Below are 21,315 nucleotides of genomic sequence, written 5' to 3' on the forward strand. Positions count from 1 at the left end.
ATCAGATAGGGCCATTAAGTCGGACAGAGCAAAAGTCGTTATGACCGCAGGCTGTATTTCGAGAATCCACTGATATAACGACTTTCAGTTACAATATTTGAGTAGATAGGCAATTCGGCAAATCAGAATTTGTTGGTAATGGTGCCTGTAGCGATATGAATATACATTTTGTTTTTGTCTTGTGGTATAATCATCAGTAATGATGATTATGAATATGCAACCTCATATAGAAAAGCAGGTGATTATATGTTAGAGAATAAGCTGGGGATAATAGATGCAGTGGAGTTGACTAGGCAGGAGGAACGGCTTAGCAAAAAAAGAGCCTTGGAGATGTTTGAAAGTGGTTTTTTGGATAGCTTGGAGCCTGGTACTTTTAGCTGTCTGTCAGCAATCTACAAAAAACTTTTTGGTGATATATATGATTTTGCTGGAGAAATTAGAACCGTAAATATTGCTAAGGGAAATTTTCGTTTTGCCCCTGTAATGTACTTAAAAGAAGCCTTAAAGAGTATTGAAAAAATGCCTCAGCAAAGTTTCCAGCAAATTGTGGAAAAATATGTAGAAATGAATGTAGCTCATCCTTTTCGGGAGGGAAATGGCCGCAGCACCCGCATATGGCTTGATTTAATGCTGAAAAAGGAAATTCAGCAGGTTGTGGATTGGAGCAAGGTGGATAAAGAAGATTATCTACTGGCTATGGAGCGCAGTCCGGTAAAGGATATTGAGATAAAATTTCTCTTGCAAAATGCCTTAACCAATCAGATTACAGACCGAGAAGTTTATATGAAAGGCATAGACCATAGCTATTATTACGAAGGCTATACTTTATATAAAACCAGTCAGTTGGAAAATAACTAATATGTAAAAAGCTCCTGAAATGGCAGGTGAAGCCAATTCAGGAGCTTTTTGATGAAACTTTTTAGTTTTATTTAGGCATTAGCCTTGCGGAATTTCTCCATAAAGTCAGCCAGTTTCTCACAGCCCTCATAAGGCATAGCATTGTAGATAGATGCACGCATACCGCCTACAGAACGATGGCCCTTAACGCCACCCAGCTGCTGTTCCAGAGCCTCAGCTACAAACTTCTTTTCCAGCTCCTCATTAGGAAGACGGAAGGTAACGTTCATAAAGGAACGACTATCCTTGTCAGCATGACCAGCATAGAAGCCATTGCTGCTATCAATAGCAGCATATACCAAAGCAGCCTTCTTCTTGTTGCGCTCTGCCATAACCTCCAAACCGCCCTGTGCCTTTATCCACTTGGCAGTTTTGCCTACCATGTAGATGCCAAAAGCAGGAGGAGTATTGTAGAGGGAATTTTTCTTGTAATAGGTATCATAACGCAGCATAGTAGGCAGATTCTCAGGGCTCTTTTCCAGCATGGAGCGTCTAGCAACTACCAGAGCAACACCAGCAGGGCCAAGATTCTTCTGCACACCTGCATAAATCAGGCTGAACTTGGAGAAGTCCAAAGGACGGGAAAGAATATCAGAGGACATATCAGCAATCAATGGTACATTGCCAGTTTCAGGAATGTAGTGATATTCAGTACCATAAATGGTGTTGTTGTAGCAAACATGGAGATATGCGGCATCATCGCTAAGCTTGATTTCCTCCTGAGTAGGAATATGCTTGAAGTTGGTATCCTTGCTAGAAGCAGCTACATAGCCACGATCAAGAATTTCAGCTTCCTTGCAGGCCTTGGAGGCAAAGCTGCCAGACAGCACATAGTTACCACGCTGCTCAGGGGTAGCAAAGTTCATAGCCACCATGTCAAACTGCATGCTGGCACCACCCTGAATAAAGAGAACCTCATAATCATCACCAAGTCCCATCAGTTCCAGAATATCAGCCTTGGCCTGATTGTGTACTGCATCATAGGCGGGAGCACGATGGCTGATTTCCAAAATAGACATACCGGTGTTCTGGAAATTCAGGAACTCAGCCTGAGCCTCCTTGAGCACCTCCAATGGCAGCATGGATGGACCTGGGTTAAAGTTATAAATACGATTTGCTTCCAAAATAATAACCTCCTTGGGTTCTAGTTCACAATTTATAACGAGATAGCCTATATCCCCCGTTGGGGGGACATAGGGCCATATTTATTAGTTAGCGTCGAAAAGGATAACCTTAGCACCAAAGATGCCTTCCATAGAAGTAATCAGCTTGATAACATCCTTTGGTACATCCTTGTCCAAGGTAAGAATCATGAGGCTGGTGCCTTCAACACTGGTAGTACCTACCTGCATGCTGGAAATATTTACACCAGCAGCACCCATAATGGAACCAACCTGTCCAATAACACCAGGGCGGTTAATATGAGGGCAAATCAGGATGCAATCATGTGGATCCAAGTCAACCCGGTTGTCGTCAATCTTTATGATACGGCCCTTGTCACCAAAGAGAGTACCCTGTACGCTGACAGTCTTTTGAGCAGTATAGGCAGTAACAGTAATGGTGCTGGCAAAGCGCTCAGTATCCTTATCCTGAATTTCGCTGATTTTCAGGCCGCGTTCCTTGGCCAGACCAGGAGCATTAACATAGTTAACGGTCTTTTCCATCTCAGAATCCAGCATACCCTTTACTACAGCAGTAGTTACCATCTTAGTGTTTACATCAGCAATATCGCCATTGTAGGTAACCTCCAGCTTCTTGATAGCGCCATCAGCCAAAGCACGAGCCGCACAGCCCAGACGCTCAGCCAAATCGAAGTAAGGAGTAATAACATTCATAACCTGCTGGGAAACAGGAGCCATGTTTACAGCAGTCATAACAGGCTCACCGTGGAGAGCAGCCTTGATACCCTGGGCTACATCTACAGCTACACCAATCTGAGCCTCTACAGTGGAAGCGCCCAGATGAGGGGTAACATAGAGGCCTGGTACACCAAGCAGTGGATGGTCAGCTGGAATAGGCTCGCTGGTAAATACATCAATAGCAGCTCCAGCTACCTGACCGGAGAGAACAGCCTCCCGCAGATCCTCTTCATTAATAATACCGCCACGGGCACAGTTAACCAGACGAACGCCCTTCTTCATGCGAGCCATAACATCCTTGTTAATCATATTGCGGGTGGTGTCAGTAAGAGGCATATGAACGGTAATAAAATCAGCCTTTTCAATAACCTCATCAAAGGTGCCAACAGCAACGCCCATATCCTTGCAGCGTTCCTCATTGATATATGGATCGTAACCGATAACCTTCATGTCAAAGGCCAAAGCACGCTTGGCTACACCGCTGCCGATACGGCCCATGCCGATAACACCCAGAGTCTTGCCTTTCAGCTCAACACCGGTGTATTTTTTGCGGTTCCACTCGCCCTTCTGGAGAGTTTCATTGGCAATAGGAATATGACGAGCCATAGCCATCATCATGGCAAAGGTATGCTCAGTGGCAGCAATGGTATTACCGCCTGGGGAATTAATAACAATAATGCCCTTGTCGGTGGCAGCAGCAACATCAATATTATCTACACCTACACCGGCACGGCCGATAATCTTCAAATTCTTGGCAGCTGCAATAACCTCAGCAGTTACCTTGGAGGCAGAGCGGACAATCAAAGCATCATAGTCCGGAATAATAGACAGCAGCTCCTCAGCGGGCAGCTTGTCACGAACATCACAATCAAAATCGTCCTTCAAAATGTCTACAGCCATCTGGGAAACGCCATCTGCGATTAAAACCTTCATCATACATCCTCCTAAAATAAAAACAGCTTCGCCCCATAATTGGGGCGAAGCATAAACTCCACGGTACCACCCAAATTACACCACAAGGTGCAACTCAAAGCTGCTGTATCGGGCTAGCCCGTCCGGCTCCTCGTCGGCCTCTCCAAGGTGGACAGCTATTTCACTTACACCGGCTCACACCAGCCGCCGGCTCTCTGGGCTAAGAAAAACAACCTTTTCCTCTTCATCAAGTTAATATATTTCAAAGTGTTAAGGGAATTATAATTTATACATGGGGAAAAGTCAAGTGTATTTTTCAGAAATACGAAATTTTCTTTTGTCAGAATATTATTTGCTATTTAAAAAGAACAAATCCAAGGTAATTCGCAAAAAACTGATTTTAGACTGGGGTTTTCATTGTTATTTTTTTTCCTACATGCTATCATTAATTAGTTAAGTAAAATTGTAAAATGACGGAGGGGTTATTTATGAAAATAGATGGTTTAGGTACTAGGCCTACACTGGCCTCCAGAAATATGGATGCCGGTCACAGAGCAGCCTCTCTGGAGGGAGATTTTGCCTCAGAGCTGGAGGATCAGCAGGGGGAAATGTCTCGTGAGCAGCTGCAGCAAATGCTGGACAAGATTGATGAGCAGGGACAGCGCCTTACCAAGACACCTACCTATGATGAATTGAAGTCCTATCGGGGATTAATCAAAAACTTTGTTGGCACGGTGGTTTCTCAGATGTACTCTGTTAACACCCAGGCAGGCTGGGACAGAATGGGCCGGCAAAAGGTATATACTACTGTCCGGAAAATTGACCGGGAGCTGGAAAATATGGCAGAGAAAATCCGTCTAGGCCAGACCAAGCAGCTGGATATTGTAGCCAGTCATGATGCGATTCGCGGTATGCTGGTAGATTTGTATATGTAGGCCTTGCTGTTATGAATATGCAGTGGAACAATATTGTAGGTCATAAGCAGGTTGTAGCCCAGCTGTGCTTAATGCAGCAGGAGGATAGAGTCCCCCATGCCATGCTGTTTTGCGGTACAGATGGGGTAGGCAAATCCCTGGTGGCAGAGGCCATGGCGGCGGCCATACTATGTCATGCTCCTGTTAACAATCAGGCCTGTGGTCATTGCAAGGCTTGTCAAGCTTTGGCAGCTGGCACCCATCCGGATTTTTTCCAGATTCAGCCAGAAAGCGAAACCAAGGCAGCACCTGCCATTCGGATTGAGGCGGTTAGAAAGCTGCAGGAGGAGATAGCCCGTATTCCTCTTTTGTCAGAACGGCGGGTGGTTATTATGCAGGAGGCAGACAAAATGAATGAGGCTGCTGCCAATTGCCTGTTGAAAACCATTGAGGAGCCTTCGGGACAGATTGTTTTTATTCTGCTCACCAGCAGGCCATCAGCCTTGCTGGATACTATTATTTCCCGTTGTATGCGGGTGGAATTTGGCATTCTTCAACCTGAGGAGCTGGTGGCAATATTGCACCAGCAGGGGATAGAGGAGCCTTTGGCTGGCAAATTGGCCTCAATTGCCGATGGCAGTGTGTCAAAGGCACTGGCCATGCAGGATGAGGAGCTGTTGAATTTGCAGACTCAGGCCTTTGACCTGGCTTCGGCGGCAGGCACTCTTGGGGTGGAACAGCTTTTGCAGCTGGCCAAGGAAATGTCCAATCACAGTCGGGAAAGGCTGATTCAGTGGCTAGGCTTCTTAGCCATGATTTACCGTGATTTGCTGATGCTGTACAGTGGCAGCGGCCTGCCCTTGTACAATCAGTCAGATATAGATAGATTGTCCTCCTTGCTGAACAAATACCATCAGCAGGAGCTGTTGCAGCTTTTGCAGCTGGTACAGGATTACCAGAAGCGATTGGGCAGCAATGTAAATACTCAGCTTTGCCTGGAGGGCTTTCTCATTAGAATAAATAATTATTTGGAGGAATAAATGCAGACAGTTGTAGGAGTCCGTTTCAAGCGGGCTGGTAAGATATACTATTTTAGTCCGGGGAAGCTGGACATTAAACTAAATGACAATGTTATTGTGGAAACAGCCAGAGGGCTGGAATTTGGCACAGCCGTTATAGGGCCACGGGAGGTTCCTGATGGTGATGTGGTACTGCCCCTGAAGGTGGTACAGCGGCTGGCTACAGATGCAGATAAAGCCAAGGTGGAGGATAATGCCCAGCGCCGGGATGAGGCTTTCCGTCTTTGTGAGGAAAAAATTGCCGCTCATGGCCTGCCTATGAAGCTGGTGGATGTGGAATATACCTTTGATGTAAACAAGATTATTTTCTATTTTACAGCTGATGGCCGCATTGATTTCCGGGAGCTGGTTAAGGATTTGGCAGCTATTTTCCGCACTCGTATTGAACTGCGGCAGATTGGTGTGCGGGATGAGGCCAAGCTTATGGGGGGCATTGGCTGCTGTGGCCGTCCTTTGTGCTGTCATAGCTTTTTGGGGGAATTTGACCCGGTTTCCATTCGCATGGCCAAGGAGCAGAATCTGTCCTTGAATCCAACTAAGATTTCCGGTATCTGCGGTCGTTTGATGTGCTGTCTGAAATACGAGAGCAATTGCTATAACGGTAAATGCAACAAACGGAAGAAAATCAAGCCTCCTGTACAGGGCAGCAAGGTTATTACCGCCGAAGGCGAGGGCAAGGTTATTAATCTGAATATGCAGCGCCGTTCTGCTACCATCCTGCTGGATGACCGCAAGACTATTGTGGCTTCCTGGGAGGATGTTATTGAAAAGGACAGCGAGGATATGCAGTGAGCCAGGTGCAGGATTGGTCCCAGGTCCCCTTGGGGCCGGAGGAACGGTTGGACGACCTTCTTTGGGGTGGCAGACATATTATTCAAAATACCAATCAGTTTTGCTTCTCCATAGATGCTGTATTGCTGGCCCATTACCCTAAATATCATAGCAATTGGCGGGTTTTTGACCTAGGCACTGGCACAGGCGTTATGCCCCTGTTGATTGCCGATGAGGTAAAGGAAATTCACGCCTTGGAAATCAATCCGGTTATGGCCGCCTTGGCTCAGCGAAATGTAAAGCTCAATGGGCTGGAGGATAAAATCCATGTGGCCCAAGGGGATTACCGTCAAATCAGCCAGCTGTATCAGCGGGAAAGCTTTGACTGCGTAATTGTTAATCCACCCTATAGGCCGGTTCAGCAGGGCACTATTAGTGCCCTAGAGGGAGTAGCAGCGGCTCGCCATGAGGTTACGGCCACTTTGGAGGATGTGGTAGCTGCGGCTCGTTATCTTCTAAGATTTAGAGGCAGATTCGCTATGGTGCATTTGCCTGAAAGATTGGGGGAAATCATGGTGGCTATGGCCAAGCATCAGATACAGCCCAAAAGATTGCAGCTGGTACAGCCCAAGCCCCATAAGGAATCCAATCTTATGCTTATAGAGGGCGTTGTGGGGGCTGCTCCTGGTGGCCTAAAGGTAGAACTGCCCTTGATGGTTCACAAGGAAGACGGCAGTTATACTGAGGAAATTTTAGCTATATACAATATGAAGAAATAAGGAGATTTTGCATTGATGTCAGAAGAAAACAGGGGGCGTCTTTATCTGTCAGCAACCCCTATTGGCAATCTGGAGGATATGACCTATCGGGGAGTACGGATGCTGGCAGAGGCAGATTTGATTGCTGCCGAGGATACCCGCCATACCCGCAAGCTATTATCCCATTATGATATACATACACCTGCTACCAGTTATCACGAGCACAACAAGCTAACCAAGGGACCGGAGCTGGTGGAAAAAATGCTATCTGGTGCTGTGGTGGTTTGCGTAAGTGATGCAGGTCTGCCAGGAATTTCAGATCCTGGAGCCCATTTGGCTCAACTGGCTATAGAGGCAGGGATACAGGTAAGTCCTTTGCCAGGAGCTAATGCTGCTTTGTCTGCTTTGATATGTTCAGGTTTGGATACCACCGCCTTTACCTTTTATGGATTTTTGCCAAAATCTAGCAAAAAAAGACGGGAACTGCTGGAAAGAATAAAATGTTCTCCAGAAACCCTGATTTTTTATGAAGCTCCTCATCATCTCAAGGAAACTCTTAAACAATTATGCGAAGCCCTGGGGGAGGAGAGGCCGGCAGCAGTTGCTAGAGAACTGACCAAGCACTATGAGGAATTTAATCGTCGCAGCTTAGGGGAGTTGCTGGACTATTATCAGGCTAACGAGCCTCGAGGTGAATTTGTCCTGATAATTTCCGGCTATGATGCAGAAAAGGCCACCTCTACTCAGCAGGCAGAGGAAGTAACAGATCCGGTTCAGATGGTTGAAGCCTTTGAACAGCAAGGACTTTCCAGGAAGGAAGCCATGCGGGAGACAGCAAAAAAATTAGGCATTAGCCGTCGGGATGTATATAATATATTGTTGAAGGCTTAGCAATTTGTTATTTACTGTGAATATATTAACAAGGCAGGACATAGCCCTGCCTCTGTGAATCTTATATATTAGGAGGTCCTATCGTTGGATAAGAAAAGTTTTTATATTACCACCCCAATTTATTACCCTAGTGCCAAGCTTCACATTGGCCACGCTTACTGCACCACCATTGCAGATTCTGTAGCTAGATTTCATCGTTTGGCAGATGAGGAGGTTTTCTTTCTGACAGGCAGTGATGAGCATGGTCAGAAGATTCAGCAGAAGGCTGAGGAGCAGGGCATTACGCCAATTGAATATGTAAATCCTATCGTAGCAGGCTTTCAGAATCTCTGGAAGCTGTTGAATATTTCCAATGACGATTTTATCCGCACCACAGAGAAGCGTCATGAAAAGGTGGTTCAGGAGGTATTCCGTCGTATTTATGCCAAGGGGGATATTTACAAGGGCGCCTATACCGGCCTTTACTGTACTCCATGTGAAAGCTATTGGACTGAGCATCAGCTGGATGAAAATGGCTGCTGTCCAGATTGTCACCGTCCTGTACAGGAGGTTTCTGAGGAGGCATATTTCTTCAAAATCAGTAAGTATGCCCATCGTCTCCTGAAATATATTGAAGAAAATCCAGATTTTATCCAGCCTGTATCCCGTCGCAATGAAATGATTAACTTTATTAATCAGGGCATGGAGGATCTGTGTATTTCTCGTACCTCCTTTGATTGGGGTATTCCAGTACCTATTGATGATAAGCACGTTATTTATGTATGGTTTGATGCTCTTACCAATTACTTAACCCCTATTGGCTATTTGGATGATCCAGAGAAATTCCAGAAGTTCTGGCCAGCCAATATTCATCTGGTAGGCAAGGAAATTGTTCGTTTCCATTCCATTATTTGGCCATGTATTTTGATGGCCTTGGATTTGCCACTGCCAAAGCAGGTATTTGGCCATGGCTGGCTGGTCGTAGATGGCACCAAAATGTCCAAATCCATTGGCAATGTAGTAGATCCAATTGGCTTGATTGAGGAATTTGGTGCAGATGCTATCCGCTATTTCCTGCTTAGAGAAATCAATCTGGGCCAGGATGGCAATTTCTCCAGAGATGCTTTGATTCAGCGTATCAACTCTGATTTGGCCAACGACTTGGGTAATCTGCTCCATCGTACTCTGAACATGGTAGGCAAATTCCAGCAGGGGGTAGTTTTGGCACCAGAAGGACGGTCTGAAATTGATGCTTCCCTGATTGAGGATGCCATGAGCACTGTAAAGACCTTTGCTGATGATATGAACAATATGAAAATCAGCCATGCCATTAAGGCGGTTTGGGCCTTTATCAGCCGTGCTAATAAGTATATTGATGAAACTGCTCCTTGGGCTTTGGCCAAGGATGAAAGCAAAAAGCAGGAGCTGGCCAATACCATGTACAATCTGGTAGAGGCTCTCCGGGTTATCAGCGGCCTGATTTACCCTTATATGCCAACCACTGCTGGCAAGCTGTGGCAGCAGCTGAACCTGCCTGGTACCATTGAGGAATTGCGTCTGGCTGATATTGAAAAATGGGGCGGCACTCCAGCCAATATGCATATTGGCCAGGCTCAGCAGCTTTTCCCTCGTATTGAGGTGGAAAAGGTGGAACAGCCAGTTAAGGAAGCTAAAAATAAGTCTGAGAAGCAGAAGTCCAAGAAGGATAAGCAGAAGGAAAGCCAGCCAGAGGGTGAAATTTCCATTGATGATTTTGCCAAAATCCAACTGCGGGTAGCCAAGGTGCTGGAGGCTGAGGCTGTGCCAAAGGCAGACAAGCTGTTGAAGCTGAAGATTGACCTAGGTGATGAGCAGAGAGAGCTGGTTTCTGGTATTGCTAAACAGTACAAGCCAGAGGAACTGGTGGGCAAAAACGTTATTGTAGTTGCCAATCTGAAGGCTGCCAAGATTCGCGGTGTGGTATCTCATGGCATGGTATTGGCTGCTTCTGCCGGGGATGATTTGAAGCTGGTAACAGTGGATATGCCTGTAGGAAGCGTGGTTCGCTAATGGCAGGTGTAACAGAGGCTATGGTGGCTCAGCTAGGCAAGGATTTAGGTCAGGCCAAGCTGATAGATACCCATGCGCACATTAATGTAGAGCATTTTGCTGAGGATAGAGATGCAGTTGTGGAGAGAGCAGCTCAGGCTGGTCTGAGCCATATTGTGAATATGGGGGACTCTATGGAGTCCTCCCAAAGCTCTGTGGCTCTTACCAAGATATATCCTATGGTTTATACCGGCGTGGGAATTCATCCAGAGGAAGCCCATCCTATGACTCAGGCTGATGAAGATCAGTTGGCTAGCTGGGGGGTCTTGCCCAAGGTGGTAGCCATTGGGGAAATTGGCTTGGATTATTACTGGGAAAAGGATGGGGACAAAAGGCAGCTGCAGCGGGAGCTTTTTATTCGTCAGCTGGACCTGGCTCGTCAGCTTCATTTGCCAGTATGTGTCCACAATCGTGAGGCTCATGGGGATACCATGGAAATTCTCCGCAAGGAGGGCAAAGGCATAGTAGGCGTAATGCATTGCTTCTCTGGTAGTCTGGAAATTGCGCAGGAACTGGTGAAAATGGGCTGGTTTATTGGGGTAGATGGGCCCTTGACCTTCAAAAATGCCGCCAAATTGCCAGAAATTGTGCAGAAGCTTCCTTTGGAGCGAATTGTGGTGGAAACTGATTGCCCTTATATGGCACCAGTGCCTATGCGAGGGAAGCGAAATGAGCCTGCCTTTGTCTATCATGTGGCAGCCAAGCTGGCTCAGCTCCGGGGAGAATCCCTAGAGAAGGTGGCCCGCCAGACCACGGCTAATGCGCTGGAGCTATATCCAAAGCTAGAATTGTAATTTTTGCACAAAATCTTCTCATTTTTAGTCTGAAAAAATCAAAATATTCTCAAAGTGGTGTACCGGCCCAAAATCCCCATGATTACTGACTTTTTACCGTGATAAAACCCGTTAAAATTCCTTTAAAGTGGGAGAGACTTACTTGAAAATTTGACATAGAGGCCATTTTGTGATATAGTATCCTTCGTAATTTAATAAGGGGGTATTTAATGACCTTAAAGAAACTATATGTCCGATGTAGGAAGGATATCCGGTATCCTATCAGCATAGGACTCATGTGCGGTACAATGATGCTTTCTGGTTTCATTTCCAACCGACATGTAACAATAGCAGTGGATGGCCAGCAGCTGGAGCTGAATACACCTTATAAGGCACCAATGAACATCCTTAGTCAGGCCGGTGTAGACCTGCGAGAGGGTGATGAGTATTCCTTCTCTCATAACGAAAAGGGAGAGGTACTGACCGTCAATCGTGCTGCAACTATTACCATTGATTACAATGGTACAGAAAATAAAATTTTAACCTGCCAGCCAACAGTAGGAGAAGTCATGGAAACCTATGGCTATGTTGGCAATGGCTACGAGGTCGCAGAGGGGCTGGATGCCGCTGTTGTAACCGGTATGACCATCCATGTAAAGGATGTGCCGGTAGCACCGCCTGTAACAGTGAATACTGTTAGCACCAATCATGGTGATATGACCTACGCAAGCTGTTTATCAATGGAGGCTAGTGCCTATCTGCCATCAGATGGCAATGGAGCAGGCATTACCGCCACAGGAGATATTGCTAGACGAGGAATCGTGGCTGTAGATCCTGATGTGATTCCCCTGGGCACCAGAGTATATATTCCAGGCTATGGAACTGCTGTGGCTGCTGATACAGGTGGAGCTATCCGTGGAAATAAAATAGATTTGTGCATGGAAAGCTACGGTGAGGCAATTGATTTTGGCCGCCGGTCGGTAGAAGTATACATCCTAAATTAAATAACCGGATAACTGTTGTATAACAGTAAGAAGCGGGGAATAGTACAGGCAGAACAGCCCTTTACTAGTCCCCGCTTCTTATTTGTAGGGATAATATTTTGGGTAAGTTGTGATGTTTAATTTCCATATATTTTTTTGTATTGAAAAAAACATTTTTATAGCGTACAATGTTATGTAAGGGTAAGAGGCTCTCTAGGGGGAGAGTCTTGCATAAGGATGTTACAATGGTGCAGAAATTTATCTGTACCAGTCATTTTTAGTTGGGAGTTTATTATATGGAAATGGGACAGGAGGATTTGCTTGCGTTAACAGAAAACGTAATCAATGAATATCTGCAAGAGGGTTCAATTGAGGGATTATCTTTATTGATGGACCCGGATATTATAGCCTATAGTCACTTAAATGTGAATTATGTGCGGGGAGATTGGAATGTAAGGCAGTTTTTGAACCGAGAGTATGAGCGTTTGTCGCCTCTCTCCCTGAATCGCTGCAATATGCGCTGCACCATGACTGGTGAGGGGGCATCTGTTGTGGCGCGTCTAATACTTACCTGTACCAAGGCCAAAAATTTAATCTTCCTGAATATAACTGTTATGTACAAATTTCAGGAGGATGATTGCCCTGTTATTACAGGTATTCATATTGAACGGGATTATCGTCATGAGAATACCTATAGGTCTGTTAACCAGGGCAAGCTGAACGGGGTTGTGGTGGATTATCTGGCTACCTATGATGAGCTGACAGGTATCTACAACAAGCAGGCTTTTTATGCCAAAACCAAGGAAATGCTTTTGGACAATCCGGACAAGAATTTTGATTTATTGCGGATAAATATTGAACGCTTCAAGGTGTTGAATGATCTTTTTGGAGAGTCCACAGGAGATAAGCTGCTGCGGTATATAGGCAAATTCCTAAAGGAAATCAATTTGCCTCTCTGTGTCAGCGGTAGATTATATGCAGATAATTTTGTTGTCTGTTATGAGGCGGGCAAGGGTGATTCTCGTCGCATGATTAATACACTGCAGATGGTGGCAGACAGTTTTGCTATTAACAATCGCACCATTCTCAGCTTTGGCCTTTATCGCATTGATGATAAAACCCTGCCTGTAAGTGTAATGTGTGACCGTGCCAATATGGCTCTCTGGAAAGCCAAGGGCAATTTCAAGAATCCATATTGTGAATATGATGAAAAAATGCGTCAGCAGGTGCTGAAGGAGCAAAAAATCATCAATGCTATGGAAAGGGCTATTCAGAATAAGGAGTTCACCTTGTATCTCCAGCCAAAATATGACATAGAAAAAGGCACCATTATAGGTGCTGAGGCTTTGGTGCGCTGGATTAGCCTGGAAAATGGCTTTATTTCTCCAGGAGATTTTATTCCGGTATTTGAAAATAATGGCTTTGTTTATGAAGTGGACAAATTCATTTGGGAGGAGAGCTGCCGTTATCTGCGGAAATGGCTGGATGAAGGCCGGGAGGTACATCCTATATCTGTTAATGTATCTCGTATAGATCTCTACACTCCCAAGCTGGTACAGCATCTGGTGAATTTGCGAGAAAAATACCAGCTGCCATCACAGTATTTGGAGTTGGAAATTACAGAAAGTGCTTATACAGAGGATCCAGAGCAGATTATTACCATTACCCGCCAGCTGCGGGAGGCAGGCTTTGTGATTCTCATGGATGATTTTGGTACAGGTTATTCCTCCCTGAATATGCTGAAGGATATCCAGATTGATGTGTTGAAGCTGGATATGGGCTTTTTGAAAAGCTCGGATTATTCTGCCAAGGGTGGCAATATTCTTACAGCTATTCTCAAAATGGCGGAAAGCCTGAAGATGCAGACCATTGCTGAGGGTGTGGAGACCAAGGAGCAGGTAGAGTTCCTGAAAAGTATTGGTTGTAGATATGTTCAGGGCTTCTATTATTCCAAGCCATTGCCTGTTGGCGAATTTGAGAAATTAATTTAAACTAAAAATATCCCCCGGCCAAAGGCCGGGGGATATTTGCGTGGCTAGTGTATTTACAGGAAATAAGCAAATAGAGCAGCTACAATAAATCCGGGGCCGTAGGGAATGTAATCCTTGCGGCTTTTTCTTTTGCTGAGAATTGCCATCAGGGCCAACAGCCCTCCCAGAATGATGCCTCCTATGCCGGTAACTTCCATAGCTTCTGGCTTTAGCCAAAGGCCAAGGGCAGCTAATAGTTTAATATCGCCCCCACCAATCCCGCCTCTGGTAAGAATGGCCAGCAAAAGAAGGATAAGACCGCTGGCTATAGCTGTGAGAAGCTGTAGAAGAAGCTGGTCTGGTTGAAGCAGCAGCTGGTAGCACAGCCCTAGAATGGCAAAGAGAGCCAGCTGAGGATTCATAATAATCTGCTGTTCCATATCACTCCACATCATAATGAGCAAAAAACTGCTATAAAGCACAAAGAAAAATCCATAGCCAGTTAGCAATCCGTTAGATGGCTGATAGGAAAAAATACCATAAATAGCCATTAGATTGGAGCTTATAAGGCTATTCGGCAACAATGCTGTTATAAGTAGGAAAAAGGTTCCGGTAATGACAAATATCTTTATTGCTCGCCATTGCCAGGGACAGGGATATTTGTGCGGAAAACTTAATTCCCCTTTGTTTTGCTGGTACAGCAGGTTTAGCCAACAGGAGAGCAAGTAGATAATACAGAATTGTACAGAAATGTTTAGAAAATTCAACATACTGAAATTTCATCCCTTCACATAAAATGAGACTATAGTCCTAAATACAAAAATGAGAAATATGATATACTAAAAAACAAGTTAATAAAGTTTTGCGGAAAGCTGTAATCTATTGTAAAATAAGATTTATTAAAGGATATTATAGAATAGATTATCGAACAATGCAAAGGGAAAATGAATTGCAGGTAGCTAAGAAAGTGGGATAAGGTACCAGCGAAGCAATCAAAGGGATGAGAAAATGAAAGAAAAAATTAATAGGTTTTTAACTGACCTCTCTGAGAAAATTACCTATCGCCATTGGGTATTTCTAGCGGGCGCAGCCAGTTTGATCTTGGGCCTGCTGGTTTTTGCCGGTCTTAATGGTATGGGAGCCAATGAAGAAGTCAAGCCGGTTGATTCCATTCATGTGGTAGTAGCCAAGCAGGATATTGCTCCTAAGACCATTATCAAGGAAAGTATGGTAGAGGTGCGGGAAGTACCTGCCTCTATGGTATCTGATGATGCTGTACGAGAGGTGTCAGATATTGTTAACAAGCCTGCCAAGGTGGAGATATTGAAGGATGATATTATCTCTACCCGCAAGGTGCTAATGGACATAACTATGGCTGGTTTCACTGGGGATATACCTCCTGAGTGCCGTGCTATCAGCATTGCCATTACCGATGTTACCGGTGTAGCTGGATTCGCCAAGCCCGGGGATTATGTGGATGTAATGCTTATTGCTAAAGGCGATGAAAAAATGACTGGACGAATTGTCTTGCAGGATGTTTTGCTGCTGGCAATTAACAAAAACACAGAGCAGAAGCAAAAGGCTGCTGGAGATGGCTCTAGCGGAGATACCAAGAAAACCGGGGATAGTGCAGACAGCAATAATCAGAGCGACAAAAAGAGTGCTGATGCAGCAAAGGATGAGGCTATCAGTGATTTGGCTACAGCCACCTTGGCTTTATTGCCAGAGGATGCCTTGAAGCTGATAACAGAAGCCCAGGAAGGGACTCTCTACTTGGCTTTACGGCCATATAAGCCTCGGGATAAGTTTACTACAGATACGAGATATATTCATTATTCAACAACGAAAACAGCAAAATCTTCTGGTACTAGGACAGCAACGCCAGCACCGGCAGCTCCGGCGGCCGTAAGACAGGCTGTTCAGCAGTCTATACCTGTATCAACACCAGCTCCTAAAGCTCCTGTTGGTGGTGTAGAGGTAATTCGAGGAACCACGTCTACCAGGGAGGGCGCATAATGAATAGATATTTTATGGGGATGAAGAACTATATCTGTTTGCTGGCTGCCTGGGCAGTTCTTGCTATAGGTTCCGCAACAGAGGCAGCTCCTCAGCCTATTTGGCTGGAGCTGAATCAGGCCTACCTCTATCAGGCAGGTAGTTCCAAAATAACCAGAGTTACCGTGGCCAATCCAGCCATTGCCGATGTGGTGGTACTGGACAAGGTGAAGCTGAATATTATTGGCAAGGCTTTGGGTTCCACCAGTCTTTCTGTGTGGAGTGTCAACGGTATGCGACAGGATTTTGTTATCTCTGTCTGCAATACGGATACGGCTACAGCTCAGTTCATCAAGCAGTCTATGGGCTTGGATGGGGTACAGGTAGCCAAGGTAGGAGATAAGCTGGTTCTCCAGGGAACAGTTGAAAATCAGTATGAGCTGAACAATGCCTTAGGCATGGCCAAGGTATATGCTGGTGAGGATAATATTGTTAACCTCATTCAAATGAAAAATCCTACTATGGTAAATCTTTCTGCTTTGGTTATTGATATTAGCGGTAAGGATGCCAGCGATTTGGGCTTTAAATACGGTGTAGCCAGTGATGTTTCTACTTCAAACGGACATACCAGTATCACCTTTGGTACAGCTGGTGATTTCTACGGTGGTAAGGATTTTTATGATGCTACCCACCATCCATTTCAGAATGTAGATTTTATGATTCAGGCTTTGGCCAGTCAGAACAAGATAAAGGTTCTGTCCAGACCAAATATTACCACCATGAGCGGTGAGGAAGCGGAAATTCTCATTGGCGGCGAGCTGCCTATCCCTACCAGCAAGGATGGAGAGATTTCCGTTGAGTGGAAACCATACGGCATTAAGTTGAAGATTAAGCCTCAGGTGGATCAGGAAAATAAAATAACCTCTAAGGTTGAGGCTGAGGTTAGTGGCATAGATGCTAGTGTTTCCGTTCCTACCAGTGCAGGTAAGATACCTGGACTGATTTCCCGCAAGGCTTCCACCATGCTGTCTGTGCCTGATGGTCAGACTATGGCTATTGGCGGTTTGATGAATAGCGACGAAAGCAAGGTTATTACCAAGGTGCCTATTTTGGGAGATATTCCTATTATTGGCGAGTTCTTTAAGCATACCTCTAACTCAAAGGATAAGCGGGAGCTGATGATTCTCATTACTCCTACCATTGTTACCAACAATGATCCTGTTAAGGGCTCCTCTAAGATGCTGGAGGAGGTAGAAAACAGCAAGCGTCAGTGGCAGGAAATGGAGGATATTTATCCTAACGATCCACCAGCCAAGCTCAGTCCAGAAAAGGGCGGTCTTACTGAGGCCCAGGCCTTAGCAGCTGAAGGGGCGGGGCCTCTCTTCAAGGAAAGAGATACCTCTAAGGCACCTAGCTGGACTGCCAAGGCAGAGGAGGAGCTTCGTCAGGAGGCTCAGCAGGCAGAAAGGGGCAACCTAAATGGCTGAGGAAAAAATCAGTGGTGTTGTCATTACCTTTTTTAGTACAGCTTCCGCTGTAGGCAAAACCCTGATAAGCATAAATATGGCTTCCGAGCTGGCTCGGCAGGGCTGTCGTGTCTGCCTGGTGGATTATGATTTGCAATTTGGAGATGTGGCCAATTATCTCAAACTGCCAGTGGAGCATTCAGTTTATGATGCTTTGGCCGAGATGAAAAAAAATCCGGAGGCGGATATTCGCCAGCAAGTAGAGCAATATCGTTATGGCACCATTTGCTTTGATGTATTGCCAGCCCCAGAGTTTTTGGATCAGTCCTACAATCTGTCCACTGAGGCCTGTACGGAGCTTGTGGAGAAGCTGCGGCTCCTTTATGATTATGTGATTGTTGATACTACCAGCATGTTTAGCAAGCTGAATCTGGCCATGCTGGATATAAGTACCATTGTTACCTTTTTAGGAGTGGTGGATTTTATTCCTACCATCAAGAATATGAAAATTGGCAATGATACCTTACAGAATTTGAATTATGATACCCACAAGATTCGGCTGGTGCTGAACCGCAGCGATGCCAAAACCCGCATTTCTATGGAAGCGGTGCAGAAGCTGTTGGGAGAAGGATTCTATCATGTTCTGCCCAATGATTTCCGGGCAGCCAGTGAGTCCATCAGCACAGGAGTGCCTTTGGTGCTTAGCGGTTCGGATAGTGTGTTGGCAGAGGAAATCCGTCGTTTGATTTCCCGCTATACCAATAGAGCCTATGTGCCTGGGCCAGAGCAGCTAGGCTCCCGCAGTGAAGCCCATCACAAGGGTGGCCTTTTGGGAAGGCTATTTAGGAGGTAAAAGCTATGCAATACAAAATTATGCTGATAGAGCATAACCGCCTCCTATTGGAACAGCTTTCCAAGGTTATTGAAAATGCTCCAGATATGGAGCTGGAGGCCAGGTTCCAAAGCAGCAGTGATGCCTTGGGACAGGGGCGGGTATTCAGCCCCAATATTATTCTGCTGGATGCAGAAATTGGTAATGCCACAGAGCTTCTGCAGGAATTGATAGGTGTTTTTCCCGGTGCTGCTGTTATCTGCACGGGTGAAAAATGGGAGGCAGAAAGTACCAGTCATTTTATTCAGGCTGGTGCCAGCGGTTATCTCATTAAGCCTTTTACCTACAATGGCCTGAAGGAAGCTATCAAAATCTACACTGCCAATGGTATGGAGATGGATTGTCACGCTATGACATTTTTCAGCCCTAAGGGCAAAAGTGGCAAAACAACTCTGATAGCCAATTTGGCTATGGCTATTAGCCGTACTACTGGAGAGCAGGTAGGTATTATAGATGCAGATTTGCAATTTGGGGATATGGCAGTGTTCTTCAATCTGGAGCCTCAAAGTACCATTGTCGAGGCAGCTAGAGATGCCAGCTTCTTATCTCCTTTGGATTTGCGCTCTTATTATACCAAGGTTAATGACAAGGTATATGTGCTATGTGGCACCAAGACACCAAGTCTTATTGACAGAGTAGCCATTGATTCTCTGGAGGCGGTTATCAAAATGAGCCGCAGCCTATTTAAATATCTGCTGATAGATGTGCCGGCAGGATTTAATCCTACCTCCATTGCGGCAGCAGAAATGTCTGATACCACCTATGTAGTTGCCATGATGAATGGAGGCTATGAGGTGAAGCATGTCCAGAGAGCTTTGGAGATTTTTGCAGGCTGGGAGGATTGTGCTAACCGAGTGAAAACTGTTTTTACCCGGGTGGTGCCTTGCAATGACCAGTCCCGCCGTAAGCTGACTGAGGCTATGGGCTGCCCAGTAGAGGCTGTTATGCCTAATGCCTATATGGTAGTATCCAAGGCGGCAGACAATGGCCAGATGGCTCTGGACTTGGAGCCTGACAGCCCGCTAGCTATGAGCATCAATTATCTGGCTGGCAGGATTATTCATCCACCAGCAGGAGGCACAGGCGATGATTAATTTTCTCATAGGTATGACCATAGCGGTTATTATCTTTTGTCTCCTTATGGTTCTTTTAAGCCGCAAGGGGGCTGAGGAAAAAAATATCAGCAACCGTATGGCTTATTTTTCCGGGGTGGAGGCTAGCCTTCGCCATACCAAGGAAAGTGATAACCAGCGCCGGCATAATGTAACCTTTAAGGAAAAGCTTTATGAGACTATTAGAACTCTGGGGGCCAAGCTGGGGAAAATAAAAAAGAACAACAGTCTGGATCGCAAGATGCAGCAGGCTGGCTGGCCCTTTCTCGGCTCTGAGTTTCAGGTCGTGCTTTTAGGTTGTGGTGTGATTGGAGCTTTTGTTTTGGGCTTGCTGACCATGACCTTGGTTAATGCCCTGCTGGGCTTTGTGGCTGGCTGTATTGTCTGTATGATGGTTTTGTCCATTAGTATTCAGCGGCGGCAAAAGGCCTTTGTGAATCAATTGGGAGATATGCTTACCATGATTGCCAATGCCCTGCGGGCAGGCTTTAGCTTTATGCAGGCTCTTGACCATATTGCGGGGGAAATGGATGATCCCGTAAAAAGCGAGGTTAGAAGGGTAGTTACTGATGTTAATGTGGGTATGCCCTTGGAGGAAGCCCTGAACAATATGACTGACCGGGTAAACAGTCCGGATTTCAATCTGGTAGTTGCCGCTGTGCTGATTCAAAGGCAGGTAGGCGGTAATATGGCTCAGATATTGGATACCATTAGTGAAACCATTAATGAAAGAGTGAGAATGAGGCGGGAAGTTGGTGCCTTAACAGCTCAGGGCAAAATGTCCGGAGTTGTGCTAGGTGGTTTGCCCTTTGCCTTGACTGGATTTTTGCAGTTGGTATCTCCAGGTTACCTAGATCCCTTGTTTAGTGACACCATAGGTCAAGTAGCAATAGTCGGAGCTGGCGTATTGATGATTATAGGATTTGTGGTAATACGCAAGATTGTTGATATAGAACTATAATTTTGTAATATCCATCAGGCTATAGCCATGATGATATTAAATATATTTTATCTATTTATTTTTTATTTATTCTAGGAGGAATGATGTTATGTTTACTATTCTTGAACACCTGAAAAATCGTTATATGAGCCAGAAGGCACAGGGCATTGTAGAGTATGCTCTGATTTTGGCTTTCGTTGTAGCTATTGCTATCTTTATTACCAGTGGTGACGGTAGTTTGAAGAATGCTATTCAGGGTGTATTCTCTGATACTGCTGATCAGGTTAAGGTAAGTAGTGGTACTGGCAAATAATACGCTGTTGTGTGCATTTTGTATTACACATATAGCAGGTAGTAAGAGTTAATACAGAGCAGGTATAATAGTCAGAAAAATTCCAGCGAAATCTGGGTGCAGAAAGCATCAGGTTTTGTGGATAGAATCTGGATGTTCAATTTTTGCCACCCAGGGTAGGTTTTTTCTGGCTATTAGCCTGCAATGTATTTTTATTATGGCTTATTTCGGATATATTTTCTGAATTTTCGTTAATATCGAGTTTTGATAAGTGTATTTTGAGGGGGTTGAGATTACGAAAACGCAAAAAGCACAAGGCATAGTGGAGTTTGCCCTAGTCCTACCTCTTTTTTTGTTGCTGGTTATGGGAATTATATATTTTGGCATGGCCTTTAGTGATTATTTGACCATGAGCAACAGCGTTCGTAGTATCGCTCATGATGCATCATTGCGTCAGACCGATGCCGATTATAGAAATGTTGTTATCAATAATACCCGCAATCTTAGTTTTGCCAATGATGTTTTTATTTGGCAGCCAGATACTGAGACTGGTCAGAATAATAAATATCTTTCCGTTGAATTTGAAAATTCCAGCCGCAATGTGGTGGTTACCGCTCATGCGGATTTTAATAAAAAAAGTGCTATCGCCAATGCCTTTAACAATCTAATGGGCCAAAAAATAGGCAATGGCATTAATATTCGTTATAGTATGTATTCGGATGTGCGAAAGTAAAGGAAGTGCAG

Annotated in this window: 20 protein-coding genes; 17 read left to right on the forward strand and 3 right to left on the reverse strand. The window is 45.1% G+C overall.

What is annotated here, in order from left to right:
* Positions 1–246 precede the first annotated feature (246 nt).
* A complete protein-coding gene (fic, locus tag I6E26_RS07860) occupies positions 247–858 on the forward strand; it encodes a protein adenylyltransferase Fic (RefSeq protein ID WP_235321302.1) in 612 nt (203 codons plus the stop codon).
* Positions 859–929: 71 nt separating this feature from the next.
* On the opposite strand, the gene serC is transcribed toward fic, so the two are convergent.
* Together serC and serA are read right to left on the reverse strand one after the other, a co-directional pair.
* Positions 930–2,021: a 3-phosphoserine/phosphohydroxythreonine transaminase gene (serC, locus tag I6E26_RS07865; protein ID WP_235321303.1), complete on the reverse strand. Its 1,092-nt coding sequence runs from the start codon at positions 2,019–2,021 to the stop codon at positions 930–932.
* Between the two features lie 84 nt (positions 2,022–2,105).
* Positions 2,106–3,689, reverse strand: a complete 1,584-nt coding sequence (gene serA / locus I6E26_RS07870) for a phosphoglycerate dehydrogenase (RefSeq protein WP_235321304.1) — start codon at positions 3,687–3,689, stop codon at positions 2,106–2,108.
* Positions 3,690–4,156: 467 nt separating this feature from the next.
* Here serA and I6E26_RS07875 point away from each other — a divergent pair, with 467 nt between their 5' ends.
* The 9 genes from I6E26_RS07875 (at position 4,157) to I6E26_RS07915 (ending at position 13,895) form a co-directional block, all read left to right on the forward strand.
* The gene (locus I6E26_RS07875; protein WP_419179918.1) at positions 4,157–4,603 is read left to right on the forward strand and encodes a YaaR family protein; all 447 of its coding nucleotides are present in this window, start codon (positions 4,157–4,159) and stop codon (positions 4,601–4,603) included.
* A gap of 11 nt (positions 4,604–4,614) precedes the next feature.
* On the forward strand, positions 4,615–5,622 hold the full coding sequence (gene holB / locus I6E26_RS07880; protein ID WP_235321305.1) for a DNA polymerase III subunit delta': 1,008 nt from the start codon (positions 4,615–4,617) through the stop codon (positions 5,620–5,622).
* On the forward strand, positions 5,623–6,453 hold the full coding sequence (locus I6E26_RS07885; protein ID WP_235321306.1) for a PSP1 domain-containing protein: 831 nt from the start codon (positions 5,623–5,625) through the stop codon (positions 6,451–6,453). It begins immediately after the preceding gene.
* On the forward strand, positions 6,450–7,211 hold the full coding sequence (locus I6E26_RS07890) for a tRNA1(Val) (adenine(37)-N6)-methyltransferase (protein ID WP_235321307.1): 762 nt from the start codon (positions 6,450–6,452) through the stop codon (positions 7,209–7,211). The genes I6E26_RS07885 and I6E26_RS07890 overlap by 4 nt, the downstream gene beginning before the upstream one ends.
* Positions 7,212–7,226: 15 nt before the next feature.
* Positions 7,227–8,081, forward strand: coding sequence for a 16S rRNA (cytidine(1402)-2'-O)-methyltransferase (rsmI, locus tag I6E26_RS07895; RefSeq protein ID WP_235321308.1), 855 nt, complete (start codon positions 7,227–7,229; stop codon positions 8,079–8,081).
* Between the two features lie 84 nt (positions 8,082–8,165).
* Complete coding sequence (gene metG, locus I6E26_RS07900) at positions 8,166–10,109, forward strand: methionine--tRNA ligase (RefSeq protein ID WP_235321309.1); 1,944 nt, start codon at positions 8,166–8,168, stop codon at positions 10,107–10,109.
* Positions 10,109–10,942, forward strand: a complete 834-nt coding sequence (locus I6E26_RS07905) for a TatD family hydrolase (protein ID WP_419179919.1) — start codon at positions 10,109–10,111, stop codon at positions 10,940–10,942. The genes metG and I6E26_RS07905 overlap by 1 nt, the downstream gene beginning before the upstream one ends.
* A 209-nt stretch (positions 10,943–11,151) precedes the next feature.
* The gene (locus I6E26_RS07910; RefSeq protein WP_235321310.1) at positions 11,152–11,925 is read left to right on the forward strand and encodes a G5 and 3D domain-containing protein; all 774 of its coding nucleotides are present in this window, start codon (positions 11,152–11,154) and stop codon (positions 11,923–11,925) included.
* A gap of 275 nt (positions 11,926–12,200) precedes the next feature.
* Positions 12,201–13,895, forward strand: coding sequence for a putative bifunctional diguanylate cyclase/phosphodiesterase (locus tag I6E26_RS07915; RefSeq protein ID WP_235321311.1), 1,695 nt, complete (start codon positions 12,201–12,203; stop codon positions 13,893–13,895).
* Positions 13,896–13,948: 53 nt separating this feature from the next.
* Here I6E26_RS07915 and I6E26_RS07920 read toward each other — a convergent pair whose 3' ends face one another.
* Positions 13,949–14,425, reverse strand: coding sequence for a prepilin peptidase (locus I6E26_RS07920; RefSeq protein ID WP_235321312.1), 477 nt, complete (start codon positions 14,423–14,425; stop codon positions 13,949–13,951).
* A gap of 457 nt (positions 14,426–14,882) precedes the next feature.
* Here I6E26_RS07920 and cpaB point away from each other — a divergent pair, with 457 nt between their 5' ends.
* From cpaB to I6E26_RS07955, 7 genes are all read left to right on the forward strand, one after another.
* Positions 14,883–15,890 carry a Flp pilus assembly protein CpaB gene (gene cpaB / locus I6E26_RS07925; protein WP_235321313.1) on the forward strand — a complete coding sequence of 336 codons (1,008 nt, stop codon included), beginning with the start codon at positions 14,883–14,885 and terminating at the stop codon, positions 15,888–15,890.
* On the forward strand, positions 15,890–17,356 hold the full coding sequence (locus I6E26_RS07930; RefSeq protein WP_235321314.1) for a type II and III secretion system protein family protein: 1,467 nt from the start codon (positions 15,890–15,892) through the stop codon (positions 17,354–17,356). The genes cpaB and I6E26_RS07930 overlap by 1 nt, the downstream gene beginning before the upstream one ends.
* Positions 17,349–18,188: an AAA family ATPase gene (locus I6E26_RS07935; protein ID WP_235321315.1), complete on the forward strand. Its 840-nt coding sequence runs from the start codon at positions 17,349–17,351 to the stop codon at positions 18,186–18,188. The genes I6E26_RS07930 and I6E26_RS07935 overlap by 8 nt, the downstream gene beginning before the upstream one ends.
* A 5-nt stretch (positions 18,189–18,193) precedes the next feature.
* The gene (locus I6E26_RS07940; protein ID WP_235321316.1) at positions 18,194–19,321 is read left to right on the forward strand and encodes a response regulator; all 1,128 of its coding nucleotides are present in this window, start codon (positions 18,194–18,196) and stop codon (positions 19,319–19,321) included.
* A complete protein-coding gene (locus I6E26_RS07945; RefSeq protein ID WP_235321317.1) occupies positions 19,314–20,300 on the forward strand; it encodes a type II secretion system F family protein in 987 nt (328 codons plus the stop codon). The genes I6E26_RS07940 and I6E26_RS07945 overlap by 8 nt, the downstream gene beginning before the upstream one ends.
* A gap of 88 nt (positions 20,301–20,388) precedes the next feature.
* Entirely contained in the window at positions 20,389–20,592 is a 204-nt protein-coding gene (locus tag I6E26_RS07950; protein ID WP_235321318.1) for a Flp family type IVb pilin, read from the forward strand.
* A gap of 301 nt (positions 20,593–20,893) precedes the next feature.
* On the forward strand, positions 20,894–21,304 hold the full coding sequence (locus I6E26_RS07955) for a TadE/TadG family type IV pilus assembly protein (RefSeq protein ID WP_328228051.1): 411 nt from the start codon (positions 20,894–20,896) through the stop codon (positions 21,302–21,304).
* Positions 21,305–21,315: the final 11 nt, after the last annotated feature.

This window comes from Anaerovibrio lipolyticus (genome assembly GCF_021531495.1).
Lineage (GTDB): Bacteria > Bacillota > Negativicutes > Selenomonadales > Selenomonadaceae > Anaerovibrio.

Bases quoted from the DNA above. Each gene is read 5' to 3' on its own strand.
- fic (WP_235321302.1), top strand. From the start codon at position 247: ATGTTAGAGAATAAGCTGGGGATAATAGATGCAGTGGAGTTGACTAGG.
- serA (WP_235321304.1), bottom strand. From the start codon at position 3,689: ATGAAGGTTTTAATCGCAGATGGCGTTTCCCAGATGGCTGTAGACATT.
- I6E26_RS07875 (WP_419179918.1), top strand. From the start codon at position 4,157: ATGAAAATAGATGGTTTAGGTACTAGGCCTACACTGGCCTCCAGAAAT.
- holB (WP_235321305.1), top strand. From the start codon at position 4,615: ATGAATATGCAGTGGAACAATATTGTAGGTCATAAGCAGGTTGTAGCC.
- I6E26_RS07885 (WP_235321306.1), top strand. From the start codon at position 5,623: ATGCAGACAGTTGTAGGAGTCCGTTTCAAGCGGGCTGGTAAGATATAC.
- rsmI (WP_235321308.1), top strand. From the start codon at position 7,227: ATGTCAGAAGAAAACAGGGGGCGTCTTTATCTGTCAGCAACCCCTATT.
- I6E26_RS07905 (WP_419179919.1), top strand. From the start codon at position 10,109: ATGGCAGGTGTAACAGAGGCTATGGTGGCTCAGCTAGGCAAGGATTTA.
- I6E26_RS07910 (WP_235321310.1), top strand. From the start codon at position 11,152: ATGACCTTAAAGAAACTATATGTCCGATGTAGGAAGGATATCCGGTAT.
- I6E26_RS07915 (WP_235321311.1), top strand. From the start codon at position 12,201: ATGGAAATGGGACAGGAGGATTTGCTTGCGTTAACAGAAAACGTAATC.
- I6E26_RS07920 (WP_235321312.1), bottom strand. From the start codon at position 14,425: ATGGCTATTTATGGTATTTTTTCCTATCAGCCATCTAACGGATTGCTA.
- cpaB (WP_235321313.1), top strand. From the start codon at position 14,883: ATGAAAGAAAAAATTAATAGGTTTTTAACTGACCTCTCTGAGAAAATT.
- I6E26_RS07930 (WP_235321314.1), top strand. From the start codon at position 15,890: ATGAATAGATATTTTATGGGGATGAAGAACTATATCTGTTTGCTGGCT.
- I6E26_RS07935 (WP_235321315.1), top strand. From the start codon at position 17,349: ATGGCTGAGGAAAAAATCAGTGGTGTTGTCATTACCTTTTTTAGTACA.
- I6E26_RS07940 (WP_235321316.1), top strand. From the start codon at position 18,194: ATGCAATACAAAATTATGCTGATAGAGCATAACCGCCTCCTATTGGAA.
- I6E26_RS07945 (WP_235321317.1), top strand. From the start codon at position 19,314: ATGATTAATTTTCTCATAGGTATGACCATAGCGGTTATTATCTTTTGT.
- I6E26_RS07950 (WP_235321318.1), top strand. From the start codon at position 20,389: ATGTTTACTATTCTTGAACACCTGAAAAATCGTTATATGAGCCAGAAG.